The 19,017-nt window shown below is 70.9% G+C and carries 21 protein-coding genes; 10 read left to right on the forward strand and 11 right to left on the reverse strand.

Going from position 1 to position 19,017, the window contains the following annotated elements; all coding sequences use genetic code 11:
• Positions 1–212: 212 nt before the first annotated feature.
• A complete protein-coding gene (locus tag ACFVBH_RS19090; protein WP_379002988.1) occupies positions 213–770 on the reverse strand; it encodes a sugar O-acetyltransferase in 558 nt (185 codons plus the stop codon).
• A gap of 153 nt (positions 771–923) precedes the next feature.
• On the opposite strand from ACFVBH_RS19090, the gene ACFVBH_RS19095 reads away from it, so the two are divergent.
• Positions 924–1,277, forward strand: coding sequence for a DUF1801 domain-containing protein (locus ACFVBH_RS19095; protein WP_354991765.1), 354 nt, complete (start codon positions 924–926; stop codon positions 1,275–1,277).
• Between the two features lie 7 nt (positions 1,278–1,284).
• Here ACFVBH_RS19095 and ACFVBH_RS19100 read toward each other — a convergent pair whose 3' ends face one another.
• The 3 genes from ACFVBH_RS19100 to ACFVBH_RS19110 form a co-directional block, all read right to left on the reverse strand.
• Entirely contained in the window at positions 1,285–4,086 is a 2,802-nt protein-coding gene (locus ACFVBH_RS19100; RefSeq protein WP_379002991.1) for a DUF4153 domain-containing protein, read from the reverse strand.
• 128 nt (positions 4,087–4,214) lie between these two features.
• Complete coding sequence (locus tag ACFVBH_RS19105; RefSeq protein WP_379002993.1) at positions 4,215–5,249, reverse strand: ATP-binding protein; 1,035 nt, start codon at positions 5,247–5,249, stop codon at positions 4,215–4,217.
• Between the two features lie 151 nt (positions 5,250–5,400).
• Entirely contained in the window at positions 5,401–6,090 is a 690-nt protein-coding gene (locus ACFVBH_RS19110) for a response regulator transcription factor (protein ID WP_354991822.1), read from the reverse strand.
• A gap of 143 nt (positions 6,091–6,233) precedes the next feature.
• On the opposite strand from ACFVBH_RS19110, the gene ACFVBH_RS19115 reads away from it, so the two are divergent.
• The 4 genes from ACFVBH_RS19115 to ACFVBH_RS19130 all read left to right on the forward strand — a co-directional run bounded on the left by ACFVBH_RS19115 (position 6,234) and on the right by ACFVBH_RS19130 (position 9,552).
• Positions 6,234–6,785 (forward strand): hypothetical protein, encoded by a 552-nt coding sequence (locus tag ACFVBH_RS19115; RefSeq protein ID WP_354991823.1) that lies wholly within the window; start codon positions 6,234–6,236, stop codon positions 6,783–6,785.
• 344 nt (positions 6,786–7,129) lie between these two features.
• Positions 7,130–7,693, forward strand: a complete 564-nt coding sequence (locus ACFVBH_RS19120) for a copper chaperone PCu(A)C (protein ID WP_379002995.1) — start codon at positions 7,130–7,132, stop codon at positions 7,691–7,693.
• Entirely contained in the window at positions 7,686–8,921 is a 1,236-nt protein-coding gene (locus ACFVBH_RS19125) for a Dyp-type peroxidase (RefSeq protein WP_379002997.1), read from the forward strand. The genes ACFVBH_RS19120 and ACFVBH_RS19125 overlap by 8 nt, the downstream gene beginning before the upstream one ends.
• 295 nt (positions 8,922–9,216) lie before the next feature.
• Positions 9,217–9,552 (forward strand): YnfA family protein, encoded by a 336-nt coding sequence (locus ACFVBH_RS19130; protein WP_379002999.1) that lies wholly within the window; start codon positions 9,217–9,219, stop codon positions 9,550–9,552.
• 157 nt (positions 9,553–9,709) lie between these two features.
• Here the strand turns inward: ACFVBH_RS19130 and ACFVBH_RS19135 are convergent, their stop codons facing one another.
• Positions 9,710–10,354 (reverse strand): TetR/AcrR family transcriptional regulator, encoded by a 645-nt coding sequence (locus ACFVBH_RS19135; RefSeq protein ID WP_354988733.1) that lies wholly within the window; start codon positions 10,352–10,354, stop codon positions 9,710–9,712.
• A gap of 213 nt (positions 10,355–10,567) precedes the next feature.
• Between ACFVBH_RS19135 and ACFVBH_RS19140 the strand changes: the two genes are divergently transcribed.
• Positions 10,568–11,323, forward strand: coding sequence for an SGNH/GDSL hydrolase family protein (locus ACFVBH_RS19140; RefSeq protein ID WP_379003001.1), 756 nt, complete (start codon positions 10,568–10,570; stop codon positions 11,321–11,323).
• Positions 11,324–11,337: 14 nt separating this feature from the next.
• Here ACFVBH_RS19140 and ACFVBH_RS19145 read toward each other — a convergent pair whose 3' ends face one another.
• On the reverse strand, positions 11,338–11,688 hold the full coding sequence (locus tag ACFVBH_RS19145) for a hypothetical protein (RefSeq protein WP_354988735.1): 351 nt from the start codon (positions 11,686–11,688) through the stop codon (positions 11,338–11,340).
• A gap of 242 nt (positions 11,689–11,930) precedes the next feature.
• On the opposite strand from ACFVBH_RS19145, the gene ACFVBH_RS19150 reads away from it, so the two are divergent.
• Entirely contained in the window at positions 11,931–12,920 is a 990-nt protein-coding gene (locus ACFVBH_RS19150; protein WP_354988736.1) for a glycosyltransferase family 9 protein, read from the forward strand.
• A 39-nt stretch (positions 12,921–12,959) separates the two neighbouring features.
• Here ACFVBH_RS19150 and ACFVBH_RS19155 read toward each other — a convergent pair whose 3' ends face one another.
• Positions 12,960–13,262, reverse strand: coding sequence for a metalloregulator ArsR/SmtB family transcription factor (locus ACFVBH_RS19155; protein ID WP_354988737.1), 303 nt, complete (start codon positions 13,260–13,262; stop codon positions 12,960–12,962).
• 276 nt (positions 13,263–13,538) lie between these two features.
• On the opposite strand from ACFVBH_RS19155, the gene ACFVBH_RS19160 reads away from it, so the two are divergent.
• Positions 13,539–14,216, forward strand: a complete 678-nt coding sequence (locus ACFVBH_RS19160; protein WP_379003004.1) for a M23 family metallopeptidase — start codon at positions 13,539–13,541, stop codon at positions 14,214–14,216.
• Between the two features lie 192 nt (positions 14,217–14,408).
• Here the strand turns inward: ACFVBH_RS19160 and ACFVBH_RS19165 are convergent, their stop codons facing one another.
• Positions 14,409–15,254 carry a MerR family transcriptional regulator gene (locus tag ACFVBH_RS19165; RefSeq protein ID WP_379003006.1) on the reverse strand — a complete coding sequence of 282 codons (846 nt, stop codon included), beginning with the start codon at positions 15,252–15,254 and terminating at the stop codon, positions 14,409–14,411.
• Positions 15,190–15,702: a VOC family protein gene (locus ACFVBH_RS19170; protein ID WP_379003008.1), complete on the reverse strand. Its 513-nt coding sequence runs from the start codon at positions 15,700–15,702 to the stop codon at positions 15,190–15,192. Before ACFVBH_RS19170 ends, ACFVBH_RS19165 begins: the two co-directional genes overlap by 65 nt.
• A gap of 497 nt (positions 15,703–16,199) precedes the next feature.
• On the opposite strand from ACFVBH_RS19170, the gene ACFVBH_RS19175 reads away from it, so the two are divergent.
• Positions 16,200–17,231 (forward strand): hypothetical protein, encoded by a 1,032-nt coding sequence (locus tag ACFVBH_RS19175; RefSeq protein ID WP_379003010.1) that lies wholly within the window; start codon positions 16,200–16,202, stop codon positions 17,229–17,231.
• Here ACFVBH_RS19175 and ACFVBH_RS19180 read toward each other — a convergent pair.
• On the reverse strand, positions 17,182–17,505 hold the full coding sequence (locus ACFVBH_RS19180; RefSeq protein ID WP_354988742.1) for a hypothetical protein: 324 nt from the start codon (positions 17,503–17,505) through the stop codon (positions 17,182–17,184). The two genes, ACFVBH_RS19175 and ACFVBH_RS19180, sit on opposite strands and share 50 nt — an antisense overlap.
• 182 nt (positions 17,506–17,687) lie before the next feature.
• Between ACFVBH_RS19180 and ACFVBH_RS19185 the strand changes: the two genes are divergently transcribed.
• Positions 17,688–18,023: an RNA polymerase-binding protein RbpA gene (locus ACFVBH_RS19185; RefSeq protein WP_354988743.1), complete on the forward strand. Its 336-nt coding sequence runs from the start codon at positions 17,688–17,690 to the stop codon at positions 18,021–18,023.
• 171 nt (positions 18,024–18,194) lie between these two features.
• Here ACFVBH_RS19185 and ACFVBH_RS19190 read toward each other — a convergent pair whose 3' ends face one another.
• Entirely contained in the window at positions 18,195–18,992 is a 798-nt protein-coding gene (locus ACFVBH_RS19190) for an ABC transporter permease (RefSeq protein ID WP_354988765.1), read from the reverse strand.
• Between the last annotated feature and the right edge of the window lie 25 nt (positions 18,993–19,017).

The raw sequence follows: 19,017 nt of genomic DNA on the forward strand, positions 1-19,017 counted from the left end.
ACACGTCATCGTGATCACGCGTGTCGGCCGACTCTCCCCCGAGAAGCAGGCCTATACCCCGACGGGCTCCGCGCCACGCGGTCCCGAGAGGTCAGGGTCGCGTTGTACCCGGACAGGCGCGCTACGAGGCCGGAGGTGATTGTGCGACAGGTTATCTCAGCTGCCGAAGAAGTTGCGGCGGCCGGTTCGGGTGCGCGGCCGCCGCGGCCGGGTCAGAGCTGTTTGATGACGCGGGCCGGATTGCCCGCGGCGAAGACCTTCTCCGGGAGGTCGCGGGTGACGACGCTGCCCGCGCCGACCACGGTGTTCGCGCCGATGGTCACGCCCGGGCAGACGATCACTCCCCCGCCGAGCCAGACGTTGTCGCCGATGGTGATGGGTGCGGCGGTTTCCCAGCGTTGGCGGCGCAGCTCGTGGTCGGCCATCGGGTGCAGGGCGGTCAGGAGCTGGGCGCGGGGGCCGATGGAGACGTCGTTGCCGATGGTGACGGGCGCGCAGTCCATGACGATGGCGTCGTAGTTGAGGAAGCTGTTGTCGCCCAGGCGGATCAGGTGTCCGTAGTCGCATTGGAAGCGCGGCATGATCCAGGATCCCGCGCCGATCGCGCCGAGCAGGTCGGTGAGGATGCCGTGGCGCTGCTGGTCCTCCCCCGCGCCGGTGGCGTTGAACTTGTCGAGTAGTTCCTGGCAGCGGCGGCGTTCGGCGACTAGTTCGGGGTCGTTGTCGCGATAGAGCTCGCCGCGCAGCATGCGGTCCTTGTGTTCTCCCACTCCGCCCATAGTGCTCGAGGGCGCGGCGGGGTGCATCGGGCGAGGTTGTGGGATCGAGACGCTCGGCTGCGGTCACGGGCTCCGGGACAGCGGTACGGTCGGAGTCGGCAGGGCTGTTTTCACGCTGTTCCCGGACGCACGAAGGTGGCGGACATGGCAGAGGCGAGCACGGTTCAGGAGTACATCGCGCAGTTCCCGCCCGAGGTCCGGGAGGTGCTGGACAAGGTGCGCGAGACCGTGCACGCGGCGGTGCCGGGCGGGGTCGACGCGATCAGCTATCAGATTCCGGCGGTGAAGCTGGACGGCAAGGTCGTGGTGTTCTATGCCGGGTGGGCCAAGCATGTGAGCGTGTATCCGGTGCCCGAGGGTGATGCCGCGTTCGAGGCGGCGATCGCGCCGTATCGGGCGGGTAAGGGGACGTTGAAGTTCGTGCTGGGCAAGCCGATTCCGTACGACCTGATCGGGCGGGTGGCCGCGCAGCTGGCGGAGCGGCGCGGCACCCGCTGAGCCCGGGTTAGTTGCGGGCGGACGAGCGGGACAGGTTCCAGCCCTGCCAGGTGTCGTCGTGGAGACGGTCGCGGATGGCTTTTTCGACGCGGTCGCGGTCGGCGTCGGGCAGTCGGTCCAGGGCGGGCAGGATGTCGGGCGACAGGTCGCTGAGGTAGTAGAGGTCGATGCGTTTGCCGTGGGCCGCGCGGTCGACGTTGCGTTCGGCGATGAGCAGTTCGGGGTTGATCACCGCGAGGGTGAGCAGGGTCGCGGCGGCGGCGCCGATGGCCGCGCGGGGCACCCAGTCGCGGCGCAGTTTCACCAGCGATGCCAGGACCATGAGGTAGACGAGTCCGATCCAGAGCTCGAGGACTTCGACCAGCAGGCGCAGGATGGTGAATCCGTAGGCCTCCTGGTACACCCACATGCGGTGCAGGGCCGAGGCGACGATGACCAGGGTCAGGACGCTGACCGCGCCGACGGCCAGGCGCAGCCAGAGGCGGTCGGCGGTGGATTCCTGTGCGGCGGTGCGCTGGACGATCGCGATGACCGCGAGGGTGAGCATGCTGACGATGGAGAGCTGCCAGAAGCCGGTGCGGGCGTATTCGGCGTAGGTGAGTCCGCCGTTGCTCATGACGTAGGCGTCGCCGCCGAACATCGCGGCCAGGCGTGAGGCGAGGAACAGGGCGAACAGCAGGGTGAGCGCGCCCATGGGCAGGCCCCATTCGAGCCGGGAGAAACGGCGCCGGGTCTGCTGTCCCCGGATGTTGTTGACGCCGAAGAAGGTGGAGTACGCGCCCTCGGGCGCGTCGGCGGCGGCCGGGGGCGGGCCGGCGAGCAGGTAGAGCGCGCCGGCCGCGCACAGCGCGACGACGAGGAACACGAAGACCCAGCGAACCAATTCGTCCACCGCGAGCGAGGGCAGCAGATCTTCGACCCAGCGGGCGAAGACGGCGTCCGCGCCCGCGAGCAGCGGTACGAAAATCAGGAGCAGGACCGTGGTCGCCGCCAGCGACCACCACACGCGCTGGGTCGAGGATCCGGTCCGCCCGCGCACGGCGCGCATGCCCCGGTACACCCACGGGATGGACCCGATTGCCTGCATGGGCACGGCGCAGACGTCGTAGACGAATCCGTAGATCGAGCGTCGCGACACCACGGCCAGCGAGGCGGCGACGGCCGCGGCGAGGAAGCACAGTACGAACAGCCACTCGGCCGCGCGCACGGCGCCGACCGCGAGCAGCCCGATGGCCAGCGCGACCCACCAGACCCGGCCGATGGTGACCGAGCGCTGTGATCCCGGAGTGCCGAACAGCCTGGTCCATGCGGTGTCGGCGGCGGGCTTGTCGAGCCGCGCGTCGGCGGGGTTCGCGGTTGCCGTGGTGGATGAGGCGGGCGGTGGTGGAGGGGTGATACCCGGCGGTGTCGATGCGTGGGTGCTCGCGGGCACCGGCTCGGCGGGTGCCGCCGGTGCGGTCGGGGCGGCGGCGGTCTGCCCGGCAGCGTCCGGTTCGTCGTTCGTTCCCGAGTCGGCGGGAGGGTCGATGTGCGCTTCGGCACGCGCCTGCGGCGAGGTCGCCGGGTTGATCGGCCGGTTGGGGGGTGTGGCCTCGACGGACCGGTTCGCGGCATCGGTGTCGCGCGAGATGGACGTGCTGAATGATTGTCCCGCAATCGGTTTCGCTTCGATCGTGGGCCCGGCGTGCTCATTGCCGGACTTGGGCCGATCGCCGGTCGTCGCGGTGTCCGGGCCGGTCTCGGGCCGATCGTCACGTGTGGCCGGGTCGGTGGGCGGCGCGTCCGGAGCGTCCGAGGCGTCCGCGCGGCGGCGGGCGGTGGTGTCCACCGCGTAGACGGCGCCCGCGGTGGCCAGACCCGCGAGCAGCCAGCCGATGCCGGGGCGGTCCAGGGGAATCAGGACCGCGCCGGCGAGGCCGCTGATCGCGATGGCGGGCAGGGTGCCCTTGGCCATGGGGATCCGGGTGGATTTGGGGACCGGGCGTACCGGGAGGCCCGGCATATGGGCGATGGGCCGCATGGGTTCGGCACCGGCCGCGAGGTTTCCGCCGTTGAGGCCGAGGGTGGTCAGCCACTGCGGCGCCACCGGGGCGGCGGCGCCGGGCAGGGCGGGAGCGCCCCAGGCGACGGCGCCCGGGGGCATCGTCCCGGCGTCGGGTCGCCACCACTCCCCCTGTGCGCCTGCGAGATTCCCGATCGGGCCGGCGGGCGGCACGGACCCCTCGACCGTGCCGCCCGCCGAAGCGGTGGCCGTGGCGGCCACGCCGGGGGGAGTCCGCTGATCGGCTGCGAGCGCACCCGTGTCGGCCGCAGCCGCGGCGACGCCGATCGCCGCGGTGGATTCGACCGCGTCGGTGACCCCGGCGGTCTCGTGCTCGGGTACCGAACCGGCGCTCCGGGTAGCGGAGGCATCCGCATCCTCAGCCGCGGCGGGGCCGGTCGCCTCAGCAGACCCGGTGGTCTCGCGCTCGAGTACCGAACCGGCGCTCCGGGTGCCGGAGGCATCCGCATCGTCGGGCGCGGCGACGCCGATCGCCCCGGATTCGATCACACCGGCAGACCCGGTGGTCTCGTGCTCGAGTACCGGACCGATGCTCCGTGCGCGGGCGTCCGCATCGGTGGGCCCGGTGGTGTCGGGTCCGGGTACCGAACCGGCGCTTCCGGTGGCGACGTCCGCATCGTCGGGCGCGGCGGGGCCGGTCGAGGTCGCGCCGGGGGTACCGCTCAGCGACTCCCCGGCGCTGGCGATGTCCGGGGCGGGTTTCGGGTGCGGTGATTCGCCGGGATGGGCGGGTTTGTCGGTGGACATGAAACCTCCTGTGGGTGTGCGGGATCGATCCCGGTATTCGAGGCCGGGGGTGGGAATGGGTCGTTTGCCGGACCGTCGGGGCCCGTGGCCCGATTGGGGGCCCGGGGTCGCGATTCCGGGTGGGCCGGTCAGTCCGGCAGCGTGAGGCGGATGCGGGAGCCGGGGGCGGCCACGGCGATGGTGCCGCCGTGCAGGTCGACTATCCAGCGGGCGATGGCCAGGCCGAGGCCGGTGCCGCCGCTGGTGGTGCGCCCGCCGCGGGTGAAGCGTTCGAACACGCGGGGGCGTTCGGCGGGTGGGATGCCGGGGCCGTCGTCGGCGACCTCGATGACGGTGTGCCCGCGCAGGGTGTGGGCTTCGAGGCGGACCTCGCCGCGGGCGGGGCCGTGCCGGGTGGCGTTGTCGGCGAGGTTGAGCAGCACCTGGTGCAGGCGGGCGCGGTCGGCGCGGACCAGCAGGCCGGGGGTGGCGGCGATGGTGAAGCGCACGGGGCGGTCCACGGCGGCGGCCATCACTTCCGCTTCGGCGACAACCTCTTTCAGCAGGGGCTCGAGCGGGAACTGTTCGCGGTCCAGGCGGACGGCTCCGGCTTCGATGCTGGACAGGGCGAGTAGTTCGGAGACCAGCAGGCTCAGGCGTTCGGTCTGGGCGAGCGCGGTGCGCAGGGTCGCGGGGTCGGGTTCGGCGACCCCGTCGACGAGGTTCTCGAGCACCGCGCCCAGGGCGGTGATGGGGGTGCGCAGTTCGTGGGAGACGTTGGCGATGAATTCGCGGCGCTGCTGATCGGCCGCGGCCAGGTCCGCGGCCATGGAGTTGAACGCGGCGGCGAGTTCGCCGACCTCGTCGCGGGAGGTGGCGCGGACCCGGCGTGAATAGTCGCCCTGGGCCATGTGTTTGGCGGCGGCGGTCATCTCCCGCAGCGGCATGGTCATTCCGTGCGCCAGGACCTGCGAGGTGGCCAGGGCCAGCAGGACGGCCGCGGCGGTGGTGCGCGGGGGCAGCCAGCCGATGCGCAGGGCGAAGAACCCGAACGCCACCGCTCCCGAGCCGACCATGAGGATGGCCAGTTTCAGTTTGATCGAGCGCACCCGATCCAATGGCCTGGGCAGTCGTGCGGCGAGCTGTCCCGCCCACACCCGTGCCCGTTCCCCGCTGTCGCTCACGCGTCCCCCCGCCGATAGCGCAGTGGCGTCGGGTGCGTGTACGCCCGGCGCCGCGCGGACCTCCCCGCCCGCGCATCCCCTATGGAACCATCCCGGCGATCGGGGCAGTCGTGCAGTGCCGCCGCGACCCGCGCCGTCCACTCCCCCGCGCTCATCGCGCCTCGAGCGCGTAGCCGACCCCGTGCACGGTGCGGATGAGGTCGGGCCCGAGTTTGCGGCGCAGCGCCTTGATGTGACTGTCCACCGCGCGGGTGCCCGAGGCGTCGGCCCAGCCCCACACCTCCGAGAGCAGGCGTTCGCGCGCCAGGACGGTGCGCGGGCGGCGGGCCAGGTGGACCAGGAGCTCGAATTCCAGTGGGGTGAGCTGGGTTTCGGCGTCGGCGCGCCAGACGCGCCGCTGGTCCAGGTCGATGCGCAGGTCCCCGACCACGATCGCGGCGCCCGGGGCGGCGGTGCGTTCCACGCGGCGCAGCAGCGCGTGGACGCGGGCGGTCAGTACGCGCATGGAGAACGGCTTGGTCAGGTAGTCGTCCGCGCCGACCCCGAGGCCGATGAGCATGTCGGTCTCGTCGGTGCGGGCGGTGAGCATGAGCACCGGCAGCGGGCGGCGGGCCTGGATGCGCCGGCACACTTCGAGGCCGTCGAATCCGGGCAGCATGACGTCGAGCACCACCAGGTCCGGGTCCAGGGCTTCGGCGGCGGTCACGGCGGCGGGTCCGTCGTGGGCCAGATCGACGCTGAACCCTTCGGCCCGCAGGCGCGCGGCGATGGATTCGGCGATGGTGGGTTCGTCCTCCACCACCAGAATGCGCCGCGCGGTGCGCTGCTGGGTCGCTTCCATGGTGTGACCCTATGCAGTGGGCGTGGAGATGGTTCGGCCCGCTTGTGAAGATGTTGTGGAGACGCCGCTCACCCCGGGCGGCCCCGGCGGCGCAACCGCGGCCTGCGCGCCGGTCAGCGCACCCTCGGCCGTAATATGGACGGGTGCGCTCACCGACGGATCACACCGCGCCCCTGCGCGGCGCCGCCGTCGGGGCGACCTCGGGGGCGGTCGCGATCTTCGCGCACGCCCTCGGCGGCGGTACCGCGCTCCCGGCCGGATCGGCGGTGGCGCTGCTGCTGGCGGCCTGCGGGCTGATCGGGGTCGTGGTCGCCGCGCTGCGGCCCGCGCACGTGCTGGCCGCGACCATGGGAATGCTGGCGGTCGGTCAGGCCGTCGGACATCTGGCGTTGTCGATGTCGCCCGGGCATCACCAGCACGGCGCGACCCCGCTCATGCTGGCCGCGCACCTGGTGGCGATTCCGGTGGGCGCGTTGCTCATCGGGGCTGCCGAGGTCGGGCTGCGGCGGGCGATCACCAGCGCGCGCCGTTTCATGGTGGCGCTGGCGGGCGTGCTCACTCCGCCGGAGCGGGTCGCGGGCGCGTTTCGCGCCGATGAGCGGGCGGTGGTTCGCCGTCTGCTGGTGAGCCCCGGTATCGGGCGGCGCGGGCCGCCGCGGGGCCCGATCGTGTTCTCACACGTCGTTCCGGCGTAAGTCTCTCGGCCGGTGTCGTCTGCGTGTGCCGGGTGGGTGGCCGCGACTCTCGCGGTCAGCGCTCCCCCGGGCGCGGCGGCATCGATGCTCAGGACCGTTCGCCGCATCCCTCGTAGTCGAGCGTTGCCGGGCTTGCTGTTCGCCCTCGCGCGGCGATGACGGACGCGGACCTCGAGACCCGCTGTAAAAATCGGCCCCGCATCGCGAATAGCACGCCCGCGCTTGATGATTCGACGCTCGACTCCGTCGCGGCGTCGAGTTGCCTGCGCGCCGCGTGCCCGGCTCGCCCATGCGGGACCGCCCCGGAACGACTTCCGCATCACCCTCATCGATCGGAGATACCCGTGTCCATCACCCTGCCCCGCACCCCGCGCGCCCGTCGTCTCGGCCTGCTCGCGGCCGCCGCCGCGCTGGCGATCGTGCCCACCGCCTGTTCCAGCGATTCGGCCTCGACGGTCACCGGCAAGGCCGCCGAGGAGATCAGCTACAACGACCAGTGGATCAAGGCCGCCGACAGCGGCATGTCCGCGGCGTTCGGCATCCTCACCAATGCCGGTGACGCCCCGGTCAATCTGGTCGCCGCGTCGAGCCCGGTGTCCGCGCGCGTGGAGATCCACGAAGTCGTCGCTGCCGCCGGCGGGGACAAGACCATGCGGCCCAAGGAGGGCGGGATCGTCATTCCCGCGCACGGCACCATCACCCTGAAGCCGGGCGCGGACCATCTCATGTTCATGGATCTGAAGCAGCCGCTGCGCACCGGCGCGGAAACCCCCATCACGCTGATCTTCTCCGACGGTTCCACGACCACGGTGTCCGCGCAGGTGCGGGACTTCGCCGGCGGCAACGAGAACTACAGCGGCGGCGAGCACCCCGCACCCGCCGCGCAGAATCCCGCGCACGGTGGCTGAGCCCGCATCCCCGCACCCGAGCCGGGTCACCCGGCGGCGACTACTCGGCGGCGGCGCTGCCGTGGCGGGCGCCGCCGGAGCCGCCGGAATCGGCTGGGGCGCGGCCACTCTCACCCATCGCGACCACGATCGGGATCCGGCGCTGGACACGATCCCGTTCTACGGCCCGCATCAGGCCGGGATCGCCACCGATCCGCAGGATCACGTGGCGTTCCTCGGGTTCGACATGGCCGCGGGCACCGATCGCGAGGACGTGATCGGGGTACTGAAGATCTGGACCGACGACGCGGCCCGCCTCACCCAGGGGCGGCCCGCGCTCGCGGACACCGAACCCGAACTCGCCGCCCGGCCCGCCGCGCTCACGGTGACCGTCGGGTTCGGGCCGGGGTTGTTCGCGCTCACCGGGCACCAGGGCGATCGCCCTGCATGGCTCGAGCAGCTGCCCGCGTACTCGATCGACAGGCTCGATCCGGCGTACACCGGCGCGCAGCTGCTGGTGCAGGTGTGCTCGAACGAGGCCACGACGGTCTCGCACGCGGTGCGGGTGCTGTCCAAGCATGTGAAATCGCTGGTCACCGTGAAATGGGTGCAGCGCGGGTTCCGCAACGCGTCCAAGGGCCAGACCATGCGCAATCTGCTCGGGCAGGTCGACGGCACGGTCAACATCGCGCCGGGCACCCTCGATTTCGACACCCTGGTCTGGGACGACGGGGCGCGCACGCCGTGGCTGGCGGGCGGCACGTCGATGGTGTTGCGCCGCATCGCCATGAACCTGGACAGCTGGGACGAGATGGACGCCGAAGCGCGAGGCATCACCCTGGGCCGGCGCGACTCCGACGGTGCGCCCCTGGGCGGGACCAAGGAAAGCGACGAACCCGATTTCGCGGCCGTCGACGAATTCGGCATCACGCTGATACCGCCGTCCTCGCATATCGCTCGCGCGCACCACACGACCGAGCGCGAGCGTTTCCTGCGGCGCGGGTTCAACTACGACGACACCCCCGCGCCCGGGCAGCTGTCGAATTCGGGGCTGCTGTTCACCGCGTTCCAGCGCGATATCGGCGCCCAGTATCTGCCGGTGCAGCAGCGCCTGGCCGATTTCGACGCCCTGAACCGGTGGACCACGCCGGTCGGGTCGGCGGTGTTCGCGATTCCCCCGGGCGTGCTCACGCCCGGCGGATATCTCGGTCAGCAATTGTTCGAGCCCAACCGCCTGGTCGGGCGCTGACACCCGCCCGGTCCCGGGGGACTCGCCGGAACCGGGCACGGCACGATTCCGGTCCGGGTCGCACGAGGGGCGGCCCGGACCGCGTCCGGCTACCCGCGCACCGGAGCTACCGCGACACCGAGCCCTCCCGCGGGCCCGCAGCTCCCGCGGGCTCACCTCCCAGCCGCCTGACGCCGGAGCTGGACCCGCCCCGCGCACCGCTCGGGCTCCAGGACAAGACAGCCGCGACGGCCGCACAGGTCTGCGTGATCCGCCTGCCGGGCTCCGGAGAGCGCTCGGCACCTAAGGTTGCCCGATGACCGTTCTGCGTTCCGTGGTGTTGTTCGCGCTGGCCGCCGTCGCCGAAATCGGTGGCGCGTGGCTGATCTGGCAGGGCGTGCGCGAGCACCGGGGGTGGGCGTGGATGGGCGCCGGGGTGGTCGCGCTGGGGGTGTACGGGTTCGTCGCCACGCTGCAGCCCGATGCGAACTTCGGGCGGATCCTGGCGGCCTACGGCGGGGTGTTCGTGGCCGGGTCACTGCTGTGGGCGATGGCGCTGGACGGGTTCCGGCCCGACCGGTGGGACGTGACGGGCGCGCTGGTGTGCCTGGTAGGGGTCGCGATCATCATGTACGCGCCGCGCGGGGCATGACAGTAGGCGGCCGCGCCCGGCGATCGGCCGCTGCCCGATCACGAGGCGGTCGATGAAAACAACTGCTGCGGAACACTTTTCACCGCATTGACCTGGGCGCGCTGCAGTCACGACGCCGACGATGTCGCACTGAATCGACTCACCGGCGCGGGCCGGGCTACTCGGCGCGACGGTCCAGCAGGGCGGTGACGATCTCGCGGGCGGTCGCGATGGCGTTCTCCTCGCCCATGCGCGCGGCGGTGTTGGCCGAGCTGATCAGCGCGTCGAGTTGGAAGGCGACCGCGTGCGGGGTGCCGGCCGCGGCGAAGCCTGCTTCCTGGGCGCGCCCGATCTCGCGTTCGAGGACGGTGAACCATTCGGCGCGGCTGGCGGCCAGGGCGTCGTGCACCGGGCCGGGGCGACTGTCGAACTCGGCCATGCCCGCGACCTGAAAGCAGCCGCCGGGCAGGACCGGGGTGTCGATGTAGTCGAACCAGTGCCGCATGTACGCGCGCAGGCGTTCGATGCCGCGCGGTGCGGTGCTCGCGGGGGCGACCACGTACTCGATGAAGATCTCGCGGGCGGCGTCGACCGCGGCCAGTTGCAGTTTCTCCTTGGTGCCGAACAGGGTCGCCACACCGCTCTTGCTGATCCCGAGATCGCTCGCGAGCCGGCCCAGGCTCAATCCGGTGAGCCCTTCGACCGAGGCGACGTCCGCGGCGTGGCGCGCGATGCTCGCTCGGGCCCGGGCGCCCTTGACCAAGCGCTGGTCCGAGATCGGGGCGGGGATGTGCTGTTCAGCGGTCTGCACGGGGTCGGCCATCCCTTCATGGTGTCACTTCCACTTGCCAAAGCACACGATCGGTCGTACTTTTCAACAATACGAACGATCGTACGTACAGTTTACGAGTCCGGAGAGGGTTCGCACCACCCCCGGGAGACCACGGCCATCGCGAGAGGCCCATCCCCCGGCACCCGCCGAGGAACGTCACAGTGACGACTCCACCGATCCCCGCCACACAGGAGCACAGCGCGCATGACCACCAACGACATTCACACCCCGCGCGACATCCACGCCGACGCCATCGACCTCGCCGCACTGCACCCGCACCCGGCCACCGAGGCCGAGGACCCCCTGCTCATCACCGACGCCGAAGCCCGAAACCTGTTCGCGGACATACCGTGGCGACGCCTGGCGGTCGTGGGCGACTCCATCGCCGAGGGCATCGGCGATCCCCGCCCCGGCTACGCGAGCGTGCCCTGGGCCGATCGCCTCGCCCGCTGGCTGCTGGCCGCACACCCGGAATCGGACTACCTCAACACCGGCCGCATGGGCGCCACCCTGGCCGAGATCCGCGCGGAACAGCTTGCGCGCGTTGCCGATTTCCACCCGGACCTGATCCAGGTCACCGGCGGCGGCAACGATCTGTTCCGGCGGGGAACGCGCATGGAGACCGTCGAACGCGAACTCGACGAACTGTGCACCGAACTCGCGGCCACCGGCGCGCGCCTGTCACTGTTCACCCTCGCCGACGCCTTCACCGGCAAACTCCGCCCGCTGCGCACCGTGTTCGCCGAATACGCGGACGTGGTGCGCCGCGTCGCGGACCGGCACGACGCCATCCTCACCGAATTCTGGGAGCACCCCGCGCGCCTGCGCTCGGACTGGCTCAGCGCCGACCACATCCACCTGACCATGGCGGGCCAGGCCGTCGTCGCCACCGAACTGGCGCGCGCCTTCGCGACCGCATCACGGGCGGCGCAGCGCCGTTCGACCGCGACCGGGGCCTGACACCCCCGCGCCCGTCAGTGCCAGAGCGCGGCGACGAAGACGTTCACGATGGCCAGCGCACCGGCCGCGTGGGTCATCCACACCACCGCCTTGCCGCGCTTGGCATCGGCCCGGCCCATCTCGGCGAACGCCGTGACCAGAACGGCCACAACGAGTTTCACCCCGATCTTGGCCATATCGGGGTCCTTGCCGAGGGAATCGACCGACTCGGCCAGCCCGACCAGCGCGATGCCGGTGATCAACTGGGCGCGCGCGCCCCAGACCATGAGCTCGGAGACTCGGGGCCGGCCGGCGGCGTAACCGCCGACCACGGCCGCCATTCCGAGCAAATGGGACACGACCACCAGGTTGTAGACGAGGTCCATGACCACACGGTAGTTGATCTCGCGCGCCTCCGACGGGCGGTAGTAACAAATAGTGGCGCGCGCGGTGCGCCATGGTGTTTCGCGCCGCGGCCCGCCGGGTAGTCCTCTCCTAATGGCCCTCGGTGTTCCCGCATTGGAGGGCTCTCCCCTTGTGGGGCCGCGCTGCCGCGACCGGCGGCGCGAGCGAGCGAAGACGTTGCAGGCAAGGACATTGCGGGCAGTGAACGGCTAGGAGAGATCAGGTGGCGGTTGTACTCGTGCTGCGGGCTCGCGGACTGGGTGATCTGCTCACCGCGGTCCCGGCGCTGCGCGCGCTGCGCCGGGCCAGGCCCCAGGATCACATCGCCCTCGCCGCCCCGCACCGCCTCAAACCGATCATCGATCTCATCGCCGCCGTCGACGAACTGCTGCCCGTCGCGGGACCCTCGGCGATGCGCTGGGACGGGGAAGCACCCGCGCTCGCGGTGAACCTGCACGGCTGCGGCACCGAGGGCCTGGCCGAGCTGCTGCGCACCAAACCCGACCGCGTCCTCACCTATCGCAATCCCTACTTCCCCGAACTCACCGGACCCGACTGGGACCCCGATATGCACGACGTCGACCGCTGGTGTCACCTGCTCGAATCCGAGGGCATCGCCGCGGACCGCCGCAATCTGGGCTTGGTCCCGCCCGTGGCCACCACCAGCCATCGCGACTGCGTCGTGGTGCACGTCGGCGCGGGCGCACCCGCGCGGCGCTGGCCACCGGACCGTTTCGCCGCGGTCGTGCGCCATCTGCTCGTACAGGGCCGGGACGTGGTGCTCACCGGCGACGAGACCGAACGCGACATCGCCCTCGGGGTCGCAGCGCGCGCCGGACTGCCCGTGTCCAAGGTGCTGGCCGGAGAACAGAACCTCATCGAACTGGCCGCCACCGTCGCCGAATCCGCGCTGGTGGTCGCCGGGGACACCGGGATCGCGCATCTGGCGACCGCGTTCGGCACCCGCACCGTACTGCTGTTCGGGCCCACCCCGCCCAGCCGCAGCGGGCCGCCCCCGCATCTGCTGGGCAGGCACGCGGTGCTGTGGGCCGGACAGGTCGGCGACCCGGCCGCCCAGACACCCGACCCGGGACTGCTGAAGATCGAGGTCCCCGAAGTGATCAACGCCGTGGACAAGCAGCTGCGCAAGCGTCCATGGCCGGGCACCGGGCTGGATCGGCGCGGGCAGCAGGCGTACCGCCGGGTCGGCTGAGCCGGACCTATCCCGCTGTTACCCGTCCGAGCGGGGACTTCACATATCGGCCAGATCGGCCCGCGCGGAGGACAGCGCGGCCGAGTAGGCGGCGATGGCACTGGGCCAGAACTGTTCGAGATAGTCACGGCAGTCCGCCAGCCCCCGCGGGTCCAGCGAGTACAGCCTGCGGTTGCCCGCAGGTTGCGACATCACCAGGCGAGCTTCCCGCAACACCTTCAAATGCTGCGAAACCGCGGAACTGCTGACGCCGACGGCCGCCGCGAGCTCCCCCACCGACCGAGCTCCGGACGGCAAAGCCTCGAAGATCGCACGGCGTGTGGGGTCCGCGAGAGCGGTCATGACTCGGACTCCGTTAGCGGGCACTTACACAGGTTGCCCGCGGGGCAGGGCCGAGGTCAATACACCCGAAATACCCTTTCACCAATGTCATAACGAAATTACCTCCATGTCGTTATGTAGTCGTGACATTCGAACTGGGATTTTGTACCGATGTGACGGTAGGCACAGCATTTCTGGGCCGGTCATAACCTCGGTTACGTTCGATGCATGCCCGTAACCGTTCCGTTATCCAAAGCCCTCAAGGCCGGCAAGTACCGGACGGCCGCAACTCGTGCAGTGGCCGTTACCGCAGTCGTCGGCTCCGCACTCGGAGTTGTCGCCGCCGCCGACCAGGACACCGCCGTCGCTTCCGCGGGCCAACTCTCCGCTAACGCTTCCACCGTACTGTCCGACTCCGCGCCCGGCCTCGTCTCGGCCGAAATCCCCGGCGTGCAGAAGGCCGACTTCACCGCGTTCACCCCGTGGGAAGCCCAGATGCCGCAGAACGTGCCGCCGGAGGTCACCGACTTCCTGCACAACCTCGGCATCCAGCAGCAGCAGGAGCAGAACCGCCCGCGCACCGTGCGCCCGGTCGCCGGTCCGCTCACCTCCGGCTTCGGCCAGCGCTGGGGCGCCGCGCACAACGGCATCGACTTCGGTGACGGCTTCGGCGCGCCGATCAAGGCCGTCACCGACGGCACCGTGATCGAAGCCGGCCCGGCCTCGGGCTTCGGCCTGTGGGTCCGCATCCAGCAGGACGACGGCACCATCGGCGTCTACGGCCACATGCAGGACATCCTGGTCGCCCCCGGCCAGCAGGTCCGCGCCGGTGACGACATCGCCACCGTCGGCAGCCGCGGCTACTCCACCGGCCCCCACCTGCACTACGAGGTGCACACCTCCCCCGGCGCCCCGATCGACCCCATGCCCTGGCTCGCCGCCCGCGGCATCGACGTCGGCGTGCCGGTCGACTGAGACCCGCACGGCCACACCTGAACAGCACGACCGCCGACACCGGCCCGGGAATCGATGAGGGGTTCCCGCGCCGGTGTCGTCGTATTTCCCAGGCGCCGAACACAATTCGGCCGGGGCATCCGGACTCGATGACACCGCCACCTTCGCGGGTATCGGTCCGTAACAGCACCGCCGAACTCGACCCCGGGCGAGTCAGTCCCAGGTCGCGGTGTCGGGATCGACGCCGTGCGCGCGGGCGTTGGCGTCGATGATCGCGCGCAGCCAGCCCGCCAGCCCCGGGGCCAGGCCGTCGTAGAAGGCCCGGTAGCCGGGTTCCTCGACATAGGTGCGGCCCAGACACACCTGCATCGCGTGCGAGCAGTCGAAATAGACCGCCATCGAGGCGCGGTGGCGTTCGGCCAGCGCGTCGGCCTCGGGGCTGCCCGGGGTCGCGCCCGCGTGGCAGGCCGCCGCCAGCGCGGCGTGCAGCTCGTCCAGGGCAGCAGCGACCGCCCGCCACTGCGCGGGGGTGCGGTCGGCCGCGCGTTCGGCGTACTGCGCCCACTGGGCCGTCTCTCCCCAGCGCTGCCCGGCGCGGGCGACATGGTCCGGCTCCCACTCGGGGCCGAAGATCTCTCGTTGCTCGGCGGCCGAGAGCAGCGGGCCCGATTCCCGCGCCCGGATCAAGCGATCCAAGGCCGCACCCGTGGTCTCGAGTTCGGCCACTCGTTCCCGGATCTGATCGCGCTGACGACGCAGCACGCCCAGAGCGTCGGAGCCCGGGGTGTCCAGCATCGGCCCGATATCGGTGAGCGGCACGCCCAGCTCCCGGTAGATCAGCACCCGGTGCGCGCGGGCCACGTCGGCTGCCGTGTAGAGCCGGTAGCCCGCCTCCGAGCGCTCGGAAGGGCACACCAGGCCTATGGCGTCCCAGTGGTGCAGCGCCCGCACGGTGACGCCCAGACTGGCCGCCACCGCACCTACGGTCAGCTCGTCATCGGGCAGCGGATGCATCGGGCCCGTCGATTCCCATCGCTCGCAGGTGTTCGGCTTCGGCACTGTCCGGATCGTACGGCCGCGCCCCGGTCACGATGACGCGAGCGTCCTCGGGTGTGCGGACCTCGAGCTCGACCGAATTCCACGGCATGGCCCGCGGTCCGGTCGTGCACCCGGGCGCCAGCCCTTCGCACGCGGCCGCGATCTCCTCGAGCTGGCTCAGCACGCACGAGAAGCTCACCGTCATCGCCGAAGGACCCGCCGCGCCGGGCACCAGCAGCACGTCCTGGAACGCCCACCGCCGCAGATGCGTGAGCTGCCCGGGCACGGTGAACAGATCGAAGAACCCGAGCCCGCGCACCCAGAAATCGACCGAGAGGGACAGGTCGGCGACCGGGATCGTGACGAACATGGGCATGCCGTACAGCCCGCGGAACAGCGCGGGCGGCGCCGCGTCCGGGCTCGGGACGGGAACGGGACTGATATCGAAGGCGGGGAAGGTGTCGCTCATACGGCCAGCCTGCGGCCTCACGCCGCGTGAGGGTCAAGCCGGGCACCCGCCGGTCCGGTCACCACGGACCATGCGAACTCGCGCGTCCCACCCGCCGCGGCGTCGTCACCGGAACCCGATCCACTGATCCCCGTTCCCGAGGAACCGCACGCGGCGCGGTGAGCTCCATCGCGACAACGAAGTCGTGGCCGTGCCGGTGTCCGTGACCGGGCTGGGGCCGCGCGGCCGAATCGGCCCGACCACACCCGGCACTCCCGCGCACCGCCGCGCCCGGTCCGCGCGGCGGTGCCGGCTACCGAGATTCGCGGTACCCGGCCGATGACGCGGACCAGATACTCCGGTCGGCCCCGAGGTCCGGGGCCCGGGTCGCGCCGATCGCGGTGTCCCCGCGTGGTTTTCACGACCGTGCCTGGGCGCGGACCCCTACCGCGGTACTACGTGCCGACCCCACCGCCGGGTGAGGTGGCGTGCGGCCCCGCGCTCCTACCGTCGGCGACATGACCACCGCGCCCGTTTCCACCGCACGCCGGTTCCATCGGCCCCTGCTGTTCACCACCGCCGCCATGACCGTGCTGGCCCTGTTCTGCCTGTGCGCCATGGCAATCGACGACCGGCAGCTGCTCGGGGAATCGGTGTGGCTCAAACCGCTCAAGTTCGCGTTCGCGTTCGCGCTCTACACCGGCACCCTGACCTGGCTGCTGGCATTCCCGCATCGCGGACAGCGCCTGACCTGGTGGATGGGCGCGATCTTCGCCGCGACCGCCGTCGTCGACGTCGGTTTCATCGTCACCCAGGCCGCTCGCGGCACCTTCAGCCATTTCAGCAACGAGGACGACGCCTGGAACAACATCGGGCAAATGGTGTTCGCCTCCGGCGTGCCGGGCCTGTTCGCCGCGAATCTGGTCATCGCACTGGCGCTTTCGTGGCAGCGCGTCACCGACCGGCCCACCTCGCGGGCGATCCACCTGGGCCTGGCCCTGGCCGTGGCGGGTATGGCGCTGGGCTATCTCATGGGCTTCACCGGCAAGCAGCAGGCCACCGACGCCTACGGCAACCCGATCCCCCTGGCCGCCGGGCACACCGTGATCAGCGGCTCCGATCAGCCGGTCCTGCGCGACGGGGTCGACACCATGCCGATCACGCACTGGAGCACCAACGGCGGCGATCTGCGCATCCCGCACTTCCTCGGATTGCACGGCATCCAACTGCTGATCGTGCTCGCGGTCGTGCTGGCGAAACTGGCCCCGCGGATCCCGTGGCTGCGCCGCGAACGCGCGCGCGCCGATCTCGTGTGGGTCCTGGCCCTGGGCTATGCCGGGCTACTGGGTGTATCGGCCTGGCAGGCGCTGCGCGGTCAGCCCCTGCTCGATCCCGATGCCGCGACCGCCACCGCTCTGGGTGTGGTCGCGGCGGTCACCGCGGCGGGTATCGGACTGGTTTATCGCGTACACGGCCGCGCGGCGGCCGATCCGGTCGTACTCAGCGCAGGCGCTCGGCGTCCCGCGTCAACCGCACCAATGTCTCGGTGAGATCGGCCAGTTCGCGATGGTCGGCCCCCTCCTGCACCGCGGTGGCCACATCCTCCGCGGCACAGCGCGCCGCGAACCACCGATCGGACAGGTCCGCGACCTCCTGGGCCGAGAGCACCACCGAGTCCTCGGGAATGCCCGTGCCCTTCACGCTGTTTCGATGCTCGTAGGCACGCTGGCGACAGGATTGCCGGCAATAGCGCCGACGGCGGCCGATCTCCGAATCGGCGATCTCCCTGCCACACCATTGGCAGGGCATGCGGTGGCGCAACATGGTCCGGAACATTAATGGTTCCGCACCCCGACCGGGTGGTGGGCACGCCGAACGAAAGCGGTACCGCCGAACCGGTAGAATGGTCGGGTTCTCTCCACGGGAACCGAAGGTCACGTCCGAGCGTTGAGCAGAGACGGGACACTAAGTAGAACGTTGCCGCTAGGCGAGAAGGGACCGCACTCATGGCAGATCGCGTACTCCGGGGCAGTCGACTCGGAGCGGTGAGCTACGAGACCGACCGCGACCACGACCTCGCGCCGCGTCGGATGGCGAAGTACCGGACCGAGAACGGCGAGGAATTCGACGTGCCGTTCGCGGACGACGCCGAGATCCCCCCGACCTGGCTGTGCCGCAACGGCCAGGAAGGCATTCTGCTCGAGGGCACCACGGTCGAGCCCAAGAAGGTCAAGCCGCCGCGCACCCACTGGGACATGCTGCTGGAGCGCCGCAGCAAGGAAGAGCTCGAGGAGCTGCTGCAGGAGCGGATGGATCTGATCAAGAGCCGCCGCCGCGCGTAGTCCAGCGTCGTCGGGCACCCCGGTGCTCGATACGACAGCGTGACCGACGACAGCGTGAACAACAGAGCCCCGCACCCGAATTCGGGTGCGGGGCTCTTCGCTGCGTCCGGGCCGGGTGGGCGGCCCGGAGGCAGTGGCCGGGAACCGTTCTCGTGCGAACGGGAACCGTTCTCAGTGCGAGGCGACCTTGCGGTACTGCAGCAGCGACATCGGCACCGCGACCGCCAGAATGGCCAGCGAGCACAAGATGGCGTACTCGACGCAGTGATCGGCGGGCCAGCCGTCGGCGGGCACGAAGGTGGGCGGGGCGCCGTTGTCGAAGAGCTTGCGCCCGGCCGCGGCGACCGCGGTGATGGGATTCCACTCCGCGATCACCCGCAGCGGTCCGGGCAGGCTCTCCCCGGAGATGAAGGCCGAGGAGATGAAGGTCAGCGGGAACAGCCAGATCAGGCCCGCGCTCTGGGCGACCTCGACGCTCGGTGACATGAGCCCGGTCAGCGCGCCCACCCACGACATGGCGAACGCGAACAGCAGGATCACACCGAACGCCAGGACCGCGTCCAGGATGCCGCCGTTGATGCGCCAGCCCACCGCGTAGCCGCAGCCGACCATGACCGAGAGCGCGAGGATGTTGACCACCAGGTCCGAGAGCGTGCGGCCCATGAGCACCGCCAGCCGGGACATGGGCAGCGTGCGCATGCGGTCGATGATGCCCTTGTGCAGGTCGTTGGCAAGGCCGACCGTGGTGAAGGCGGCATTGAAGGCCACCGTCTGGGTGAAGATTCCGGCCAGCAGGAATTCGCGGTACTGCCCGCCGCCCAGGGACGCGCCGAAGACGTAGGCGAACAGGAACACGAACATCAGCGGCTGGATGGTCGCGGTCACCAGCAGGGTCGGCACGCGCAGGATGGTCAGCAGGTTGCGGTAGGCGACGATGGCGCTGTCGCGAAAGACGCGGGGCAGGGCCATGAATGACTCGGATGCGGTACCGGGG

The organism is Nocardia sp. NPDC057668 (assembly GCF_042799795.1).
GTDB lineage: Bacteria > Actinomycetota > Actinomycetes > Mycobacteriales > Mycobacteriaceae > Nocardia.